Genomic DNA, 17,004 nt, shown 5'->3' with positions numbered 1-17,004 from the left:
ACCATGCTCAAGCCCCCTACATTTCAAGCCATTAATGCCTTCACTGGTGAGCCACTAGCGGATGACTTTCCCGTTCATGGTAAGCAGGATGTGGATGTCGCCTGTGAAAGTGCCCATGAGGTAGCTCGCTCATTTCGCCAACTGAGTGCCGATAAGCGAGCGCAGCTTCTCGACACGATCGCCGCCAAACTAGAACAAAACGCCAGTGTCATTGCCGAGCGTGCGCACCTAGAAACGGCGCTGCCTTTAGTTAGGCTAAACGGCGAGATAGGCCGCACCGCCAATCAGTTGCGCTTATTTTCCGATGTCCTGAAACAAGGTGCTTGGTCACGGGCAACGCTGGATACGCCAAACCCAGCGAGAACGCCTCTGGCAAAACCTGACATTCGCAAACAGCACATTGCTATTGGTTCGGTTGCCGTCTTCGGAGCGTCTAACTTTCCGTTGGCGTTCTCAGCGGCTGGCGGCGATACCGCATCGGCACTTGCCGCAGGATGCCCAGTGATTGTTAAGGGTCACAGCGCACACCCTGGAACTAGCGCGCTCGTCGCTCAATGTATCGAGCAAGCGCTCGCCGAATGCAAGCTTCCTCAAGCCATCTTCACATTATTACAAGGTAATCAACGCGAACTTGGTACATCGTTAGTGACCCATCCAAGGATTCAAGCCGTTGGATTCACTGGCTCTGTCTCGGGCGGTCGTGCTCTGTTTGATCTTGCTCAGCAGCGCGCCGTCCCTATTCCGTTTTATGGTGAGCTTGGCGCCATCAACCCAACCTTTATTCTGCCTTCAGCGCTAGATGATCCACAGAAACTTGCTGAGCAGTATGTTCAGTCGATGACATTAGGTAGCGGGCAGTTTTGTACTAAGCCTGGTGTAGTATTTGTTGTCGATAGTGGCAATGCCAGCGCGTTTATTGAGTCGACTCAAGCTCAGCTTCTCACCCACGCACCACACACCTTGCTTACACCTAGCATCCGCAATAGCTACTGTGAGCAAAGTAAACAGCGAGCAAGTGAAGCGGGATTGATGTGCACCACCCAAGACCAAGATTTTACTAAGGTCACAAGTGCGCTGTTTGTTACCGACAGCGACGCATGGCGTGCCAACCCGCAATGGGAAGAGGAAATTTTCGGCCCACAATCTATGGTAGTGATGTGCAAAGGCGTTGATGACATGCTCTCTATCAGTGAAACGCTAACGGGCTCATTAACCGCAACACTCCACACCCAAGAAGCTGACTACCCTGCGGCGAAACAGCTACTGGCTAGGCTCGAAGAGATAGCTGGTAGAGTCGTCTTTAACGGCTGGCCGACGGGAGTTGAGGTGAGTTACGCCATGGTTCATGGTGGCCCTTACCCGGCTTCGACCAGCGCAGCCTCGACCTCGGTCGGTGCAAGCGCCATCGAACGCTGGCTAAGACCTGTTGCCTATCAAGCACTCCCCGATGCCCTGTCACCTGATGCGTTAAAATCAGGCAACCCATTGTCGGTGCCGCAAAACCTTGACGCGCTAGGTTAATGACTGTTCAAAAAGGCACCAATGGGTGCCTTTGTTGCCTCGTGCTTCTCATAATAATGGCAATCTAGTCGGAACCATCGCCAAATTCGCTACACTCAGTGTATATTGGATAAAATATCTTTTTCTTGGAGACTTGGATGTCACAAAAGCCCGTTTTTAAAACCCGTACTCAATTGGTAGAAGAGGCCATTCGCACGCAAATCCTCAAAGGTGAACTGCAAACTGGACAACCCCTCAGACAAGACGCCTTAGCCAAAGAGTTCAACGTCAGCCGCATTCCCGTGCGTGAAGCTTTAGTTCAGTTAGAGGCTCAAGGGCTGGTTAGCTTTGAGGCGCATAAAGGCGCCACAGTGACAGAGCTTTCACCGGATAAAATCGATGAACTGTTTGAACTACGTGCCGTCATTGAATGCCACATCCTTGAACGCGCCATCCAAAACATGACAGAAGACGATCTAGCCCGCGCTCAACAAGTACGCGAACGTTTTGAAAGTGTGGTCAATAGCGGTGATGAAATCGAAGAGTGGAGCAACTACAACTTTGAGTTCCACAAAGCGCTTTATAGTCCAGCTAACATGCCGGAAACCATGGATGTGATCAGCAATCTCAACACCAAATGCGATCGCTATATTCGCTTGCAACTTCTATTCACAACCGGCATTAAAAAAGCAGAAGATGAACACTTAGCACTGTTCGATATGTGCCGAAACAAAGACGTCGACGGCGCAAAATATTTGCTCAAAAAGCACATAGTCGAAGCGGGAAACGCCATTCGCGATCTGCTGCTTGAGAGGCAAAATACGCCCGCTTAATGACTGCAGGCAACTAGCATTAAAATCGCTTGGGAGGTAAGCAAGGATGCATATAGGACCTCGATTTATACTTGCGGCGATCCGCAAAAAACTCAAAGACGAGAGACTGGGGTACAGTGCGCTGTCCGAAAAGACAGGTATCCCACTGTCCACTATCAAACGTCATTTGCACAGCCCGACATTAGGTCTCGACAAAATTTTGATGTATGTAAACTATCTCAATACTGACCTGGTGGAGCTTTCCAAGATCGCCAATCAAATACAGCATGAAAATGCGCAAATGATTGGCGGCGATCTCAGTGAGCTGTTTCTTGAACACCCTTACTTACTCGACTTTGTCTACATGCTTACCGCACGTAACATTGCCCCAGAAGAGATCGCTAAAACCTACAACCTCGATGACACTAGTCTGCGCTTCTATCTGCGCATCGCTGAGATACTTGGTTATATCGAAGATTATGGAGACGGCGTCATCTACCAATCAGGCAGCCGTTTCCTCACTGAAGAAGGCTCTGAGTTAGACTCCCTGTTTCGACAACGTTTTCAAGACGACTCTCTCTCCCACCCTATCGCCCCGAGCTTTTGCATCGGACGTATCCGACTCACCCAAACCCAACAAGAACAGCTCGAACAAGACTTTTACGCCAAGTTGATTGAACTCAATGCGATCAACAACTCCAACGAAGAAGGAGAGCAAACCAACGTCCTCATGCGCTTCACCCCAGGCAAGCAAATCTTGTTTTCAGACGGCTTGCCAAATATAGATGGGGGGCTACTTAAAGAAGTGTCAGAGAGGTTTGCGGGTGTTAGTTAAAAATCCAAAACGTCTCTAGTATTTGGGCGGCAGAGCTTTGTCGACAACCCTTAATATTCATCCCAACCCACAATGGACTAAAGTCACCACTCGCCTGCGATTCTGCTTTTGAGCGAAGTGGTGCCATAGCGATTGACGCATACGGAAATGGCGGGGTTTTGGGTGATATAAAACCTTGTTCAAGCATGACTTTATTGATAATCCCTCTCGCAGGACGACCCGAGAAAACATTGGTGACTTCTGTTCTACTATCGCCAGATTGAATCGCCGAACGGTGTACTTGACTGGTTTTGGCTTCATCACAGAGTAGAAACGCTGTGCCTATCTGGACGCCGCTGCACCCCATCACCATCAAATGTTCAACGTCGGTGCTAGAGCCAATTCCACCAGCGGCGATAATTGGAACTGTCAGGTGTCGCTTTAGCTCGCTTACCAAGTCATTAGTAGTCATTTGACTGGAGAGATCGTCGGTTAAAAACATCGCTCGGTGACCACCGGCCTCAATGCCTTGAGCAATCACCATATCTGCGCCATTGTTTTGCAACCAAACACCTTCTTCAACGGTGGTCGCTGAAGAGAGAATCACCGAGCCCCAAGACTTAATTCTCGACACAAGGTCAGGTGAAGGAAGTCCAAAGTGAAAACTGATTACCGGAGGTTTAAACGCTTCAATCGCATCTGCTATACCAACGTCAAAAGGGTAACGCAGTCCACCGATTTCACTTGGCGGTTTTGCACCAAGCAAGTCGTAATAGCCTTGCAGAGTAGACTGCCAAGTCGCGAGTGCCTCTTCATCGATTAGGGGCATGTCGTGACAAAAGAAGTTGAGATTATAGGGCTTACTGCTGCGCGCCGTGAAGGCTTCAACTTCAGAGACAACTTGTTCGGAGGTTAACATGCCGCAAGGAATCGAGCCCAAGCCGCCAGCTTCAGACACAGCTAACGCCAATTCCCAATTTTGAACTCCCGCCATCGGCGCTTGAATAATATCGAGCTCTATGCCCAGGATTTGACTCAATGTTGCCTGCATGCTGATTCCTTTCAGATATGAACTGGTGCACGCATGAAAATAGCAAAGACAAGAAAGGTGTAAATTAGAATGTTAAAAAAGTGTGACTATGGATTCATAATGCCAAATGGTTAGTCTCAATTTCAGGAGAGTAGCACGGCATGAAGGCGCTTCTGATCTTCCATACCGTACCTAATCGACCCCAGTTCTATACCAGTAACGATTTCGCTGTCGCGACAACGTTTTCCGTTGTGAAACCAAACATCTTGAATAGCTCGCCTGCTGGTGCAGACTCACCGAATGTCGTCATACCGATGATCTTGCCACCGAAGCCAACATACTTGTACCAGTAATCCGCAATACCCGCTTCAACCGCGATACGCTTAGTCACTGCCGCAGGAAGAACCGCTTCACGGTATGCTTCATCTTGCGCGTCAAATACGTCAGTTGAAGGAAGAGACACTACGCGTACTTTCTTACCTTCAGCCGTTAGCTCAGCGTAAGCGTTTGTTGCTAGTTCAACTTCAGAACCGGTTGCGATAAGGATCAGCTCAGGCGTGCCTTCACAATCTTTCAGGATGTAACCGCCTTTAGCAACATTTGCTAGCTGCTCAGCGTCACGATCCTGCTGCGCTAGGTTTTGACGAGAGAAGATAAGCGATGTTGGGCCGTCTTTACGCTCAATCGCGTATTTCCAAGCAACCGCAGACTCAACTTGGTCACATGGGCGCCATGTGCTCATGTTTGGCGTTACGCGTAGTGATGCGATTTGCTCAACCGGCTGGTGCGTTGGACCGTCTTCACCCAGACCGATAGAGTCGTGCGTGTAAACTTGGATGTTTTGCACTTTCATCAGTGCAGCCATGCGCATTGCGTTACGAGCGTATTCCATGAACATTAGGAATGTTGCACCGTACGGTACGAAACCACCGTGCAGAGCAATACCATTGATGATCGCCGTCATACCGAATTCACGTACACCGTAGTGGATGTAGTTGCCAGACGCATCGTCAGCCGTTAGCGACTGAGAACCAGACCACATGGTTAGGTTTGATGGTGCTAGGTCAGCAGAGCCGCCCATGAATTCTGGAAGCATCTTACCAAACGCTTCTAGCGCGTTTTGAGACGCTTTGCGTGATGCAATGTTTGCTGGATTCGCTTGAAGATCAGCAATGATCTTACTTGTAGCTTGTTCCCATTCAGCAGGAAGCTCACCGTTCACACGACGCTTAAACTCAGCCGCAAGTTCTGGGTAAGCCGCTTCATAAGCTGCTAGCTTCTCGTTCCAAGCTGCTTCTTTAGCCGTGCCTGCTTCGTTTGCATCCCACTCAGCTTTGATATCAGCTGGGATTTCAAATGGACCGTGCTCCCAACCTAGGAATTCGCGTGCTGCTGCAATTTCGTCGTGACCTAGAGGTGCACCGTGACAGTCGTGAGAGCCCGCTTTGTTTGGCGAACCAAAACCGATGATGGTTTTAGTACAGATAAGTGTTGGACGTGGATCCGCTTTTGCCGCCTCGATCGCTGCATTGATCGCGTCAGCATCGTGACCATCTACTGCTGGGATTACGTGCCAGCCGTATGCTTCAAAGCGCTTAGGCGTGTCATCAGAGAACCAACCTTCCACTTCGCCATCGATAGAGATGCCGTTGTCATCCCAGAAAGCGATCAGCTTGCCTAGACCTAACGTACCCGCTAACGAACACGCTTCGTGGGAGATACCTTCCATCAGACAGCCATCACCCATGAAGACATAAGTGAAGTGGTCAACGATGTCGTGACCTTCTTTGTTGAATTGCGCTGCAAGGGATTTCTCAGCCAGTGCCATACCAACCGCGTTAGTGATGCCTTGACCTAGTGGGCCAGTCGTCGTCTCGATACCTGGTGCATAGCCGTACTCTGGGTGACCTGGCGTTTTCGAGTGCAGTTGACGGAAGTTTTTAAGATCGTCAATTGATAGCTCGTAGCCACTTAGGTGAAGCAAAGAGTAAATCAGCATTGAGCCGTGGCCGTTTGATAGTACGAAACGGTCGCGGTCAGCCCACTCTGGGTTTGACGGGTTGTGATTTAGGTGAGAACGCCAAAGAACTTCAGCGATATCTGCCATACCCATTGGTGCACCTGGGTGACCTGAGTTAGCTTGTTGAACACCATCCATGCTTAGCGCGCGGATTGCATTAGCGAGTTGTTTACGGTTGTTTGTATCAGTCATTATCGTGCTCAAAGATTAATATAAATGTTCAAATTCTTGGATTGTTGCTTTGCCGCGTAGGCGCAAGAAATTTAGGAAGCGGCTCGACGATGTCGACACAATGCGCTCTTCCGGTACTTGGTGTTTAGTTAGCAGGTCGATGGCTTTGTCGAGTTTTGAAATCTCTTCACAAAAGTGCGCATCAGAGCCCGTGGTGAAATACACACCAATTTCATTCCCTAGACGGACAATCTCATCACAACGTGTGTCACTGCCCTTGCGGCTTTTGCCAGTGAGTGATGTATTGTTCACTTCCACAACAATGTTTAAGTCTTTTGCGCACTGTAAAACTTTGCGCATATCAAACGGGTAGTTAGGATTTCCTGTGTGACCCAATACATCGATTCGACCACTATTCATGGCATTAATCAGGGCGTCTGTATGGGCTTGCTCTGTGGATGGCGGGAAAACTGGCTCATGAAAACTGGCGATAACCCAGTCTAAATGTTGGTCACTAGAGCTAGGAAGATCTATCTCTCCCTTAGTGTTTAGAATGTTGGCTTCTACGCCGCGTAGTATGCCGACATCGTGGAGAAATCGGGGCAGAATCCTCTGATTATTGAAATACCAGTAATGGGGGGCGCCTGGCATTTCAGGAGCATGATCCGTAATACAAAGAAGCTCCAGCCCCTTATTTTTTGCTGCTAACGCGTTTTCTAGGACAGTACTGTATGCATGGCCGCTAGCAATAGTATGAGTATGGGTATCAATGACTATTTTCATGACTCTCGTCCTCTATCGCTTAAATCTTGAAAGAACCATCTTGGTTTAGATACAGGTTCAAGTCTGCTTTTTGAGAGTTGTTCAATACGTTGTCGACATTGATAGCATCTGACTTGTAATAAAAATCCAAGGCATCTTCCTCAGATGTACCACCACGAACTTTACGATTCACCAACCGGTCTTGTAAGAACAGGGGATCGGTATCAATAAACACGGTGAAATCAGCAAAATTCTTTAAGCCATTCCAAACAGGTTGATCTAGCAAAAGATAGTTGCCTTCAATAACCACAATATTCTTATCAACCGTCAGTGCATCATCCACTGGATCATGCAGATTTCGGTCATAATATGGCCATTTAGGGGCAGGCTCTTTTAGCTGTCTTAATTTTCTGACTAGCTCGGTAAGATTAAAGGTTTCATAAGCCCCCTTTATTGAGCGAAGTAGTACCTCTTCGCCATTTCGAGTCGTGGTGTTGCTGTCTAAGATTTCATTGGGAAAGTGAAAGCCATCGAATGGCAATACTTGCAGGGTTTCTAACGTATCATCTTGCTCTGAAAGATGTTCCCAGAATGCAGCAAGTGTCGATTTACCGCTGCCTGGAGGCGCAGCAAGAAAGATAATGACTCGATCTTGTTTTTCTTTGTAGAGTTTGGAGAATTTTTCAACTAGAGGTTTATGGATTTGTTCAACGTCGTTATTGGGAAATTCAGCTTGGGTTTCAAAGCCGCTAACGTTTAAATTCACTTTCATAGTGACACCTTATTGATGGATCTCCTCTTCTATTTTTTGAATAAGCATTTCACAAGACAGCTTGAGAACTGTAATGGTGAGAGATTCGTATCTCATCTGTGAAAACGTCTCAAATGAAGAGAACTTTAGTTGTTTTAGAGATTCAATATAAAAGCTATCTTGTTGCGAAGATAATATGGCTTGGCTCTCAATAAAGTCATAAATCATGTCATCACTAAATGACACTTTTTCTGGCCTAGACAAAGCGTACTCCAGCACTTGGTCGTAGAGGCCGATATCCGAATAGGTTTCCAACGAAATCTTACCCATTGCGAATACTAACTTTGACACCACATCAGTGGTCACGAGAGGCCCATCTTCTTTCAGCAACGGGTCCACAGCATACTCCTTCACTAGCTCGTCTTGGACGAATACTGATGGAAGTATGGCTTTTAACTTGAGGTTTATAATTTTGTTTGAAACTTGAAGAAAGGCGGTGGCGTTATCGCACTCATCCAACTTCTCCAATAAATCTTCAATTCGTGACAAAGTTTCTAACCTTTTGATTATGTGGTAACCGTGAGGCTACCACATAAATAAGCTTCGACTAAACCGTCAAACTCACGTCATAAAACTCCAGTAACGCTTTTTCTGCTTCCGCATTCCAAACATAGTTGTTTTGCTTCAAAATCGCATCCAGCTCACCAAAGAATGGGTCACTGTCTTCTAGAGTCTTAAACTGGTCGATTGCTGTTAAAGGCAAGTCGATGTGAGGGTAGATCAGTTTCTTACCGCCCGGTATATCGAGCTGGTTTAGAATCGTATCCGGGGCTGCTTGTAGTCCGCCTACGTGTGTAATCATGAACGATGGGTTTATCTTCCCTTTTGCAGAGAGGTCTAGCGACTCAATCATATCTCCAGTAGAGCCTCCTGAGGTACCAACAATATGCGTCGCTTCATAGTGAACGTTGTAGAAGTTAAACGGTACTTTGAATTTCTTATCTGTAGGACCAGCGAAGAAGTTTAGACAGCCATCGTTACCAAGCAGCTCATCCGCTTGCTCTAATACTTGTGATACCGCTGCGTAGACCATGACGTCATCGTAACCTAATCCACCGTTCAGTGATTTAAGGTACTCAACCGGGTCTTCCACATTCGCCGTATTTACATAGTGAAGTTCTACACCATTCTCTGCCGCTGTGCTTACTGGAATTAAGCTCTCAGCGCGCGCTAGACGTTCAGCATCTATATCAGTAACCACCAGCAGTTTTGGTTTTACTGGGCCATTGATCGCGTAGTCGATGGCGCCAATACCCATTGGACCCGCACATGCGAGTAGCGCCAGCGCTCCACCTTCTTTTATGCCCATATCATGTTCATAGACGTAAGGTGTTGTGTGGTAGCTCGCATGATAAGCACCAATAATGCACGACATTGGTTCTGCTAGCGACGCATCAGCAAAGTAGCTGCCTTCATATGGAAGTACACAGCCAAGGTCGATAGCAATTTTAGGAATAATCGAATACGTTGCGTTGCCGCCAAATGTCTCGTAGCTGTAACCTGCAGAATAACCAGAAGGTAATCCCATTGCTGGTTGAAGTACAAAAGAGTCACCAGGCTTAAACTTATCTTTTAAGTTGTCGCCAACTTCAACAATGATGCCCGCATACTCGTGACCAGTGATTACTGGCGTTTCCGCGATATCTTCCGGTACACGTTTGTGTTTACTACCTAGAAGTGCTGCTTTATACGTTGATAGGCACACACTGTTGGAAATGTTTTTAACCAATAATTCATCAGCCGAGATTGCTGGAAGGTCAAAAGTGCGAAGTTGAATGTTCTTCTCACCACAGATAACAGCTGCTGTTGTTTCAACCATGTTCTCTCTCCTCGTAGGGGCGCCGAGACGCCCCTGAAATAGTATTTATTAAGCTTGTTGTTCGATAGTCACCAGCAGCTCATCTAGCGCTGGGTCATTGATAAAGTTCTTGATGGTAATGACCGGTAGTCCTGTTGCTTTCACTGCGCGACTTTCAAGGCTTTCATGAGTCACCACAATGTCTGCTTCGTTAGGGACTTTTTCGATAGCAAAGTTCTTCACTTCAACATCGTAACCCGCTTGGGTGAGCTTTCTCTTGAAGGTCGACGCACCCATTGCACTTGAACCCATACCTGCATCACAAGCAAATGCGACAAACTTAATGTTTTTACCGTCAGTTGCAGCTTGAGTCGCCGCCGCTGTATTAACAGCGCCTTCTGCTTTCATGTCTTTCATATTGGTCACTGATTGCTCGAAGTCCTCTTCAGACTCTGTGCTCTTAGACATTTTCAGAATTGCACTTGCTACCAAGAAAGAAACGATGGTTGCTGTCGTCACACCTGCAATAGTCGCTAGGAAGCTTCCTTTTGGCGTTAGTGCCAAGTAAGAGAAGATAGAGCCTGGGCTTGGACCCGCGACTAGACCTGCATCAAGTAGGTTGAAGGTTGCGATACCTGTCGCTGCACCAGCAATCATCGCTACGATCATGATTGGCTTCATCAACACGTATGGGAAGTAAAGCTCATGGATACCACCGAAGAAGTGGATGATAATGGCACTCGGCGCAGAACGCTTCGACAAGCCTTCACCAAATTTCGCATACGCAAGCAGCATACCTAGGCCAGGACCTGGGTTAGACGCCACCATAAAGAAGATAGATTTACCCGTTTCAGCCGCAGCTTGAAGACCTAGAGGGTAGTAAATGCCTTGGTCGATGGCATTGTTTAGGAACAGTACTTTTGCTGGTTCATTGATAATCGCCAGTAGAGGTAAGAAGCCTGTTGCAACCAAAGCTTCAATGCCTGACTTTACAAATAGGTTTGCAGCAGTCACCGCAGGACCAACAATCTCGTAAGCAAATAGGCACAAAAGCATACCTACAATACCCAGTGAGAAGTTGTTCACAACCATCTCAAAGCCAGATGGAATACGGTGTTGGATACGCTTATCCATTTGCACCACAACCCATGCACTCAATGGACCCATGATCATTGCACCGACAAACATAGGAATGTCAGCACCAACGATGACACCCATGGTAGCAATCGCACCCGCTACCGCACCACGCTTGTCACCAACAAGTTGACCACCGGTATAACCGATTAACAGAGGTAACAAGTAGGTGATCATTGGACCAACAATACTGCCAAACGCCTCGTTTGGCATCCAACCTGTTGGGATAAACAGGGCAGTGATAAAACCCCACGCAATAAATGCGCCTATATTGGGCAAAACCATGGCGGTAAGATGTCCGCCAAATGATTGCACTTTCGCTCTCATGTTTGTAGTCACGTTACATTCCTTATTAGCAGGTTTTTATAATATCCAAGACTTCAGTTTTCGATTTTGCTGCCGCGAGCTTCTCTATATTTGTCTCGTCAACAAGCATTTCACTTAAAGATTGGATTACTTGAATGTGGGTATCTGAATCCTTGGCAGCTAAGGTAAGCAGTACGTTAGCTGGGCCAAGGTCTGAGCCGAAGTCCACCGGTTCAGTGAAGATGTGGATGCCTAAGCCTGTTTTTAGTACACCGGCTTCAGGACGAGCATGTGGCATCGCAATGCCTGGACACAGAACATAATAAGGACCGTTATCGATCGTAGACTGAATGATGGCATCAGCGTAGTTCGACGTCACATAGCCCTTCTCTTCTAGGTATTGTGTGGTCGTTCTTACTGCTTGTTCCCATGATGTGTTATCATGTTTCACAACGTCTACTAGGTCATGGTCGATTAAGTCATACAGCATTGTCTTGCCCCATAATGAATGTCGTTTCGTTGAGTTCATTATGGATTCTTTTCTCTAGGGCATGCAATCAACAACAAAATGTGACACCAATCACTTAAATATAGATGTCAATAGCGAAAAATCGCTCTAGGTAACAATTATCAACTGTAACTTTTCATAGCTATTTTTGTTTAGTTACAAGTCAATATGTATAACTTGATAAACCTCACTAATTGACAATTATATTAAATAATCAACAATCCAACTTAGATCACATTAGGACTATTGACCATTTCAAAAGTGTGATTCATAAGACTTTGTGAAAATACGGACTTTATCTATTCTCGCTCTATCTCATACGCTCTAGCTCTCAAATTAATTAAACAACCTGATTTTGTTTGTTACTTTCAGGTGCACACGTCAACGATCGTATGCACCTTCTCATCGGTTTATATCCTCCTATAGGCACACTTTATTCTGCTGTAGTGAAACGCCATGTTGTCCCTTGCGTTGTCACACCACCTTCATGCGTATCTACTCGCCAAAAATAGCGACTATTTGGCGCTAAAGTGTCATCATCCGAATCGCGGATACAACAAACCAAACTAAACAGATTCCATGCCGAATTAGGCCCTTAAACTATCGAACTTCCTCCAGTCTCAAAAACTAAGCCCTACCAGCCTAACAATCGACCCTTTGTTAATGTCATGTTAACAATTTATTGCGGACACATTTTATACAATATACCTTTTCCTTGTGATAACGATAACGAACCAAACACAACGAGGAAGTGATGAAAAAGACCAAACTACTGATGTTAGGAACGCTCGTCGCCAGTGTGCTCGCGACGGGGGCAATAGCAAAACCGTACCCACAAGGCACGCAACTTGCGCCTGAACAATCAATCACGCTCAATAACGGTGCGGAAGTCACGTCGATTGACCCTGCCAAGCAAGCTGCTGAGCCAGCGTTTAACCTAGGGCGTGACCTGTTTGAAGGGCTCACCGTTCAAGACAAACAAGGTCGAACGATTCCAGGTATTGCTAAGTCTTGGAGTGCCAATGCCGACAATACGGTCTACACCTTTAGTCTGCGTGACTCTAAGTGGTCGAATGGCGAGGCATTAACGGCTCACGATTTCGTCTACAGCTGGCAACGTCTACTGAATCCAGAAACGGCCTCCCCCTATGCTTGGTTTGCCGCCATTCCGAAAATCAAAAATTCCGCCAACATTATGGCAGGCAAAGCCGCACCAGAAACCTTGGGCGTGCGCGCTATTGATGACCTAACTTTCGAAGTTACCCTCGAACAGCCAGTACCGTTTTTTATTAAGCTGCTAAGCCACCCTGTATTAGCACCGGTACATCAAGCCACCGTTGAAAAATACGGCAGTGAATGGACTCAACCTACCAATATCGTCACCAACGGCGCCTTCAGCGTAGAGAGCTGGAAAGTGAATGAGAAGATGGTGATGAAGAAAAACCCACATTATTGGGACGCCGGCAATGTGGTACTTGAAGAGATCACTTGGCTACCCATTGGTGATGCCAACGTCTCCCTCAACCGTTACCTAGCAGGTGAAATTGATGAAGCGCTGTCGATTCCATCGGCGCAAAAAAACAAGCTTCTTAAACAGTTCCCCGAACAAGTGGCAGATACCAGCGCATCACTCGGCTCCACGTTCTACTACCTCAACACTGAAAAAGGGCCGACCAAAGATGTTCGCGTTCGAACAGCGCTCTCTTACGCTATCGACCGCAGCATTCTGACCAAAGCAATTTTGAAAAACGGCGGCATCCCTATGTTTACGCTGGTGCCACCACAAACCGACGGTTATCGCAGCCACACGCCTGAGTTTGCCAACTGGACGCAGAAAGAGCGTAACCAAAAGGCGAAACAGCTTCTCGCTAATGCAGGATACGGCAAAGACAACCCACTCAAACTCACCTTTACGGTTCCGACCTTTTCTAACGATGTGAAGATGGCGACTGCGATGGTAGGGATGTGGAAAAGTGTCTTGGGCGTGCAAGTTGAAATCCAGCAGCTCGAGCCAAAAGTTTTTTACGCACTCAAAGATCCCGGCAACGTCAGCCGCGGCGGCTGGACAGCGGATTACAACGAAGCATCGACTTGGTTAGACATCTTTGTCTCCACTGGCGAGTACAACGACTCTAAATTCAACAATGCGCTCTACGACAAACTTATGAACGAATCGAAAGTCATGGCGGATCCATCACAAGCATACATAGAAGCAGAAACCCTGCTCATTGACGAGATGGCCATCATTCCGGTTTACCGCCCTGGTAATGACCAGTATCTGGTGAAGCCTCATATCGGTGGCTACGAGCGCTCCAACCCTGAGTCTTCTTATTACCGCAAAAACGTCTACGTTACAGCACATTAAGACACCCATTTTGGGTCGACCTGACAGCAACGTCATAGCACGTAGGTAGGCCCTTTTTTCTATATTGGAGACGATTATGTTGTGGTACATCCTTCGGCGTCTTTGTATCGCCATACCTACCCTGCTATTCATCGCCCTGGTCTCGTTTTGGCTGATGCACATTGCCCCTGGTGGCCCATTTGATATGGAGCGTCCAATGCCAGAAGTGGTGCGTGCCAATATCGAGGCGAAGTTTCACCTCAACGAACCCTTTTTGATTCAATACGGCATCTATATCAAAAATTTCCTTCAAGGCGATCTGGGGCCAAGTTTTGTTTATCAGGACTTTACGGTGACTCAGTTAGTCGCTCAGTCTTGGCCTGTGTCTGCGGTGTTAGGCGTATTGTCATTTTGTATTTCGGTGCCCGTCGGGATGATATTAGGGACACTGGCGGCGCTAAATCGTAACAGTCGTTTGGATTATTTTTTGATGTCGCTATCAATGACAGGCGTCGTGATTCCCGCCTTTGTGCTCGCGCCGGTGCTAGTGACCATTTTTTCGGTTCATTTAGGTTGGCTCCCTGCTGGCGGCTGGGAAAATGGCGCGGCGGCATTCTTGGTATTGCCGGTGCTCAGTTTGGCGATTGGATCGGTTGCCAGTATCGCTCGTGTCATGCGCGGGGCGATGATAGAGACGCTGAACCAACCCTATATTCGTACCGCTCAAGCAAAAGGGCTCTCCACCAGCTACATACTATTTCATCATGCATTGCGTCCGTCTTTGATACCGGTCGTAGCCATGCTTGGACCTGCGTTCGTTGCTGTAGTCACCGGCTCGGTAATCATCGATATCTTTTTTGGTACTGGTGGCATGGGTCAGCACTTTGTATCCGGCGCGCTTAACCGAGACTATGGGCTGGTTATGGGAATCACACTTATCGTCGCTTCGCTAACCATACTGTTCAACTTGATTGTCGATATCTTATACACAGTGATTGACCCACGAATTAACGTCTAGGAGGCACCATGATCACCACTAAAAAACTCGATGCCTCTCAATTGTCCGAGCAGGTCATCAACCATATTGAAACCAGTCAAATTGAAGCTGTCGAAGGTCGCAGCCTTTGGCAAGATGCATGGAGCCGATTTCGTAAAAATCGTGCTGCCATGAGCTCCATCTATCTGCTGGCTTTTATTGTGCTATGCATAACCGCAGGGCCACACCTGACCCCATTTAGCCATGATGAAATCGATTGGAACGTAGTATCAGACCCGTATGAGCTGGGCAAGCCATCAATCAGCTCGCAGCACTACTTTGGCACCGATGACTTGGGGCAAGACCTGTTCGCTCGCACCATGAAAGGCGGCCAACTCTCTATCATGGTGGGCTTTATGGGCGCGCTTGTCGCGGTGGTTATCGGCACCATTTGGGGCAGTATCTCTGGTTATCTTGGCGGTGTTGTCGATAGCGTCATGATGCGAGTCATTGAAATTCTCGATTCCGTCCCCTTCATGTTCATGGTGATCCTTTTTGTCACTCTGTTTGGCAACAACATCTACCTGATTTTTGTCGTCATCGGCATGGTTTCCTGGCTGGGTATCGCTCGTGTAGTGCGAGGGGTGACCTTCAGTATTAAAAAACGTGAGTTCATAGAAGCAGCGCACTCTATTGGCGTTTCAAGGCTCACCATAGTAAGGCGCCATGTTTTGCCAAATGTACTTGGCATTGTCATGATTTACTCCTCTTTAATGGTGCCAGGTTTCATCATGTTTGAGTCGTTTTTGAGCTTTTTAGGCCTCGGCGTTCAACCGCCAGATACTAGCTGGGGCATCTTGATTGCCGAAGGCGCAAAAACTATTGATGTGGCCTTGTGGCAACTGCTGTTTCCATCGGCTTTTTTGGTCGCCACCTTGTTCTGTTTTAACTTCATTGGTGATGGTCTTCGTGACGCACTGGATCCTAAAGACCGCTAGGAATGCACATTATGACGATATTAACGGTAAACAATATGAACGTTGAGTTTGCAACGCCTGACGGCACAGTCAAGGCGGTCAACAATCTCAGCTATAGCATCAGTGCCGGCGAGACTTTAGGTATTGTCGGCGAATCAGGCTCAGGCAAAAGCCAATCGGTATTCGCGCTCATGGGACTGACTGCTCACAATGGCAAGGTGTCTGGCGAGGCTAACTTGCATGGCGAGAACTTATTGGCGATGTCTAAACGTCAGCTCAACCACATTCGCGCAGAGAAGATCAGCATGATCTTTCAAGACCCAATGACCTCGCTCAACCCATTCATGAAAATTGGTAAGCAGCTTTGCGAAGTACTGATCATTCACAAAGGACTGTCGCTAGTTGAAGCAAAAGCGGAGTCAATTCGAATGCTTGATGCCGTGCGTATTCCTTCTCCAGAGACTCGCCTTAATCAATACCCTCATGAACTATCAGGCGGAATGCGCCAGCGGGTAATGATTGCTATGGCGCTGCTATGTCGTCCAGAACTATTGATTGCTGATGAACCAACAACGGCGCTAGATGTAACGGTGCAAGCGCAAATCCTGTCCCTTTTACGAGAGCTGCAACATGAGTTTAATACCGCTATTTTGCTCATCACCCATGACATGGGCGTCGTGGCCGAGATGTGCGACCGAGTGCTCGTTATGTACGGTGGCAACCGCATGGAACAAGCGGATACTGAAAGCCTGTTTGCTCACCCAGCACACCCCTACACTCAAGGACTGCTCAACGCCATTCCATCGGTAAGTGAAGACATGGAACGCCTGCCGACTATTCCAGGTAGTCCACCCAGTGCACTGATTAACCATAAAGGCTGCCCATTCAAAGAACGCTGCCAACACTATAAGCCTGAATGTAGCGCCTCCATGCCTGCGTTTTCGCCGATATCTCAGCAGCAAGCGATCGCTTGCCATATCGCTGCTCAGCAAACCGTAACGCCCCTTTTTAATCAACCAACGACTCAGTCAGCCTAAGGAG

15 protein-coding genes are annotated in these 17,004 nt (G+C 47.5%); 7 read left to right on the top strand and 8 right to left on the bottom strand.

Translation table 11 applies throughout. The features are described from left to right. Positions 1–3 precede the first annotated feature (3 nt). The 3 genes from ACVA6Q_RS01285 to ACVA6Q_RS01275 all read left to right on the top strand — a co-directional run bounded on the left by ACVA6Q_RS01285 (position 4) and on the right by ACVA6Q_RS01275 (position 3,147). A complete protein-coding gene (locus ACVA6Q_RS01285) occupies positions 4–1,521 on the top strand; it encodes an aldehyde dehydrogenase (NADP(+)) (RefSeq protein WP_446646208.1) in 1,518 nt (505 codons plus the stop codon). 137 nt (positions 1,522–1,658) lie between these two features. Continuing rightward, entirely contained in the window at positions 1,659–2,333 is a 675-nt protein-coding gene (locus tag ACVA6Q_RS01280) for a GntR family transcriptional regulator (RefSeq protein WP_446646207.1), read from the top strand. Positions 2,334–2,379: 46 nt separating this feature from the next. Beyond that, positions 2,380–3,147, top strand: a complete 768-nt coding sequence (locus tag ACVA6Q_RS01275) for a transcriptional regulator (protein WP_446646206.1) — start codon at positions 2,380–2,382, stop codon at positions 3,145–3,147. Here the strand turns inward: ACVA6Q_RS01275 and ACVA6Q_RS01270 are convergent. The 8 genes from ACVA6Q_RS01270 to ACVA6Q_RS01235 all read right to left on the bottom strand — a co-directional run bounded on the left by ACVA6Q_RS01270 (position 3,140) and on the right by ACVA6Q_RS01235 (position 11,648). Beyond that, on the bottom strand, positions 3,140–4,177 hold the full coding sequence (locus ACVA6Q_RS01270; RefSeq protein WP_446646205.1) for an NAD(P)H-dependent flavin oxidoreductase: 1,038 nt from the start codon (positions 4,175–4,177) through the stop codon (positions 3,140–3,142). The genes ACVA6Q_RS01275 and ACVA6Q_RS01270 overlap by 8 nt on opposite strands. Before the next feature lie 187 nt (positions 4,178–4,364). Further along, the gene (tkt, locus tag ACVA6Q_RS01265; protein WP_446646204.1) at positions 4,365–6,368 is read right to left on the bottom strand and encodes a transketolase; all 2,004 of its coding nucleotides are present in this window, start codon (positions 6,366–6,368) and stop codon (positions 4,365–4,367) included. A 15-nt stretch (positions 6,369–6,383) separates the two neighbouring features. Further along, positions 6,384–7,130 (bottom strand): PHP domain-containing protein, encoded by a 747-nt coding sequence (locus tag ACVA6Q_RS01260; protein ID WP_446646203.1) that lies wholly within the window; start codon positions 7,128–7,130, stop codon positions 6,384–6,386. 19 nt (positions 7,131–7,149) lie between these two features. Further along, positions 7,150–7,881, bottom strand: coding sequence for a nucleoside/nucleotide kinase family protein (locus ACVA6Q_RS01255; RefSeq protein ID WP_446646202.1), 732 nt, complete (start codon positions 7,879–7,881; stop codon positions 7,150–7,152). Between the two features lie 9 nt (positions 7,882–7,890). Continuing rightward, positions 7,891–8,409 (bottom strand): MltR family transcriptional regulator, encoded by a 519-nt coding sequence (locus ACVA6Q_RS01250; RefSeq protein WP_112460261.1) that lies wholly within the window; start codon positions 8,407–8,409, stop codon positions 7,891–7,893. Between the two features lie 58 nt (positions 8,410–8,467). Then, entirely contained in the window at positions 8,468–9,739 is a 1,272-nt protein-coding gene (locus ACVA6Q_RS01245) for a zinc-binding dehydrogenase (protein ID WP_112460262.1), read from the bottom strand. A 48-nt stretch (positions 9,740–9,787) separates the two neighbouring features. Continuing rightward, positions 9,788–11,191, bottom strand: a complete 1,404-nt coding sequence (locus ACVA6Q_RS01240; protein WP_446646201.1) for a PTS mannitol transporter subunit IICB — start codon at positions 11,189–11,191, stop codon at positions 9,788–9,790. Between the two features lie 13 nt (positions 11,192–11,204). Then, entirely contained in the window at positions 11,205–11,648 is a 444-nt protein-coding gene (locus tag ACVA6Q_RS01235; RefSeq protein ID WP_446647152.1) for a PTS sugar transporter subunit IIA, read from the bottom strand. A gap of 772 nt (positions 11,649–12,420) precedes the next feature. Between ACVA6Q_RS01235 and ACVA6Q_RS01230 the strand changes: the two genes are divergently transcribed. From ACVA6Q_RS01230 to ACVA6Q_RS01215, 4 genes are all read left to right on the top strand, one after another. Next, positions 12,421–14,031: a peptide ABC transporter substrate-binding protein gene (locus ACVA6Q_RS01230; RefSeq protein ID WP_446646200.1), complete on the top strand. Its 1,611-nt coding sequence runs from the start codon at positions 12,421–12,423 to the stop codon at positions 14,029–14,031. A gap of 76 nt (positions 14,032–14,107) precedes the next feature. After that, a complete protein-coding gene (gene oppB, locus ACVA6Q_RS01225) occupies positions 14,108–15,028 on the top strand; it encodes an oligopeptide ABC transporter permease OppB (RefSeq protein WP_446646199.1) in 921 nt (306 codons plus the stop codon). 8 nt (positions 15,029–15,036) lie between these two features. Then, entirely contained in the window at positions 15,037–15,984 is a 948-nt protein-coding gene (locus tag ACVA6Q_RS01220; RefSeq protein WP_446646198.1) for an ABC transporter permease subunit, read from the top strand. An 11-nt stretch (positions 15,985–15,995) separates the two neighbouring features. Beyond that, on the top strand, positions 15,996–17,000 hold the full coding sequence (locus ACVA6Q_RS01215; RefSeq protein ID WP_446646197.1) for an ABC transporter ATP-binding protein: 1,005 nt from the start codon (positions 15,996–15,998) through the stop codon (positions 16,998–17,000). The last annotated feature ends 4 nt before the right edge of the window (positions 17,001–17,004 follow it).

This window comes from Vibrio sp. DNB22_10_4, from assembly GCF_052879755.1.
This window is presented reverse-complemented; position numbering and strand designations above follow the sequence as displayed.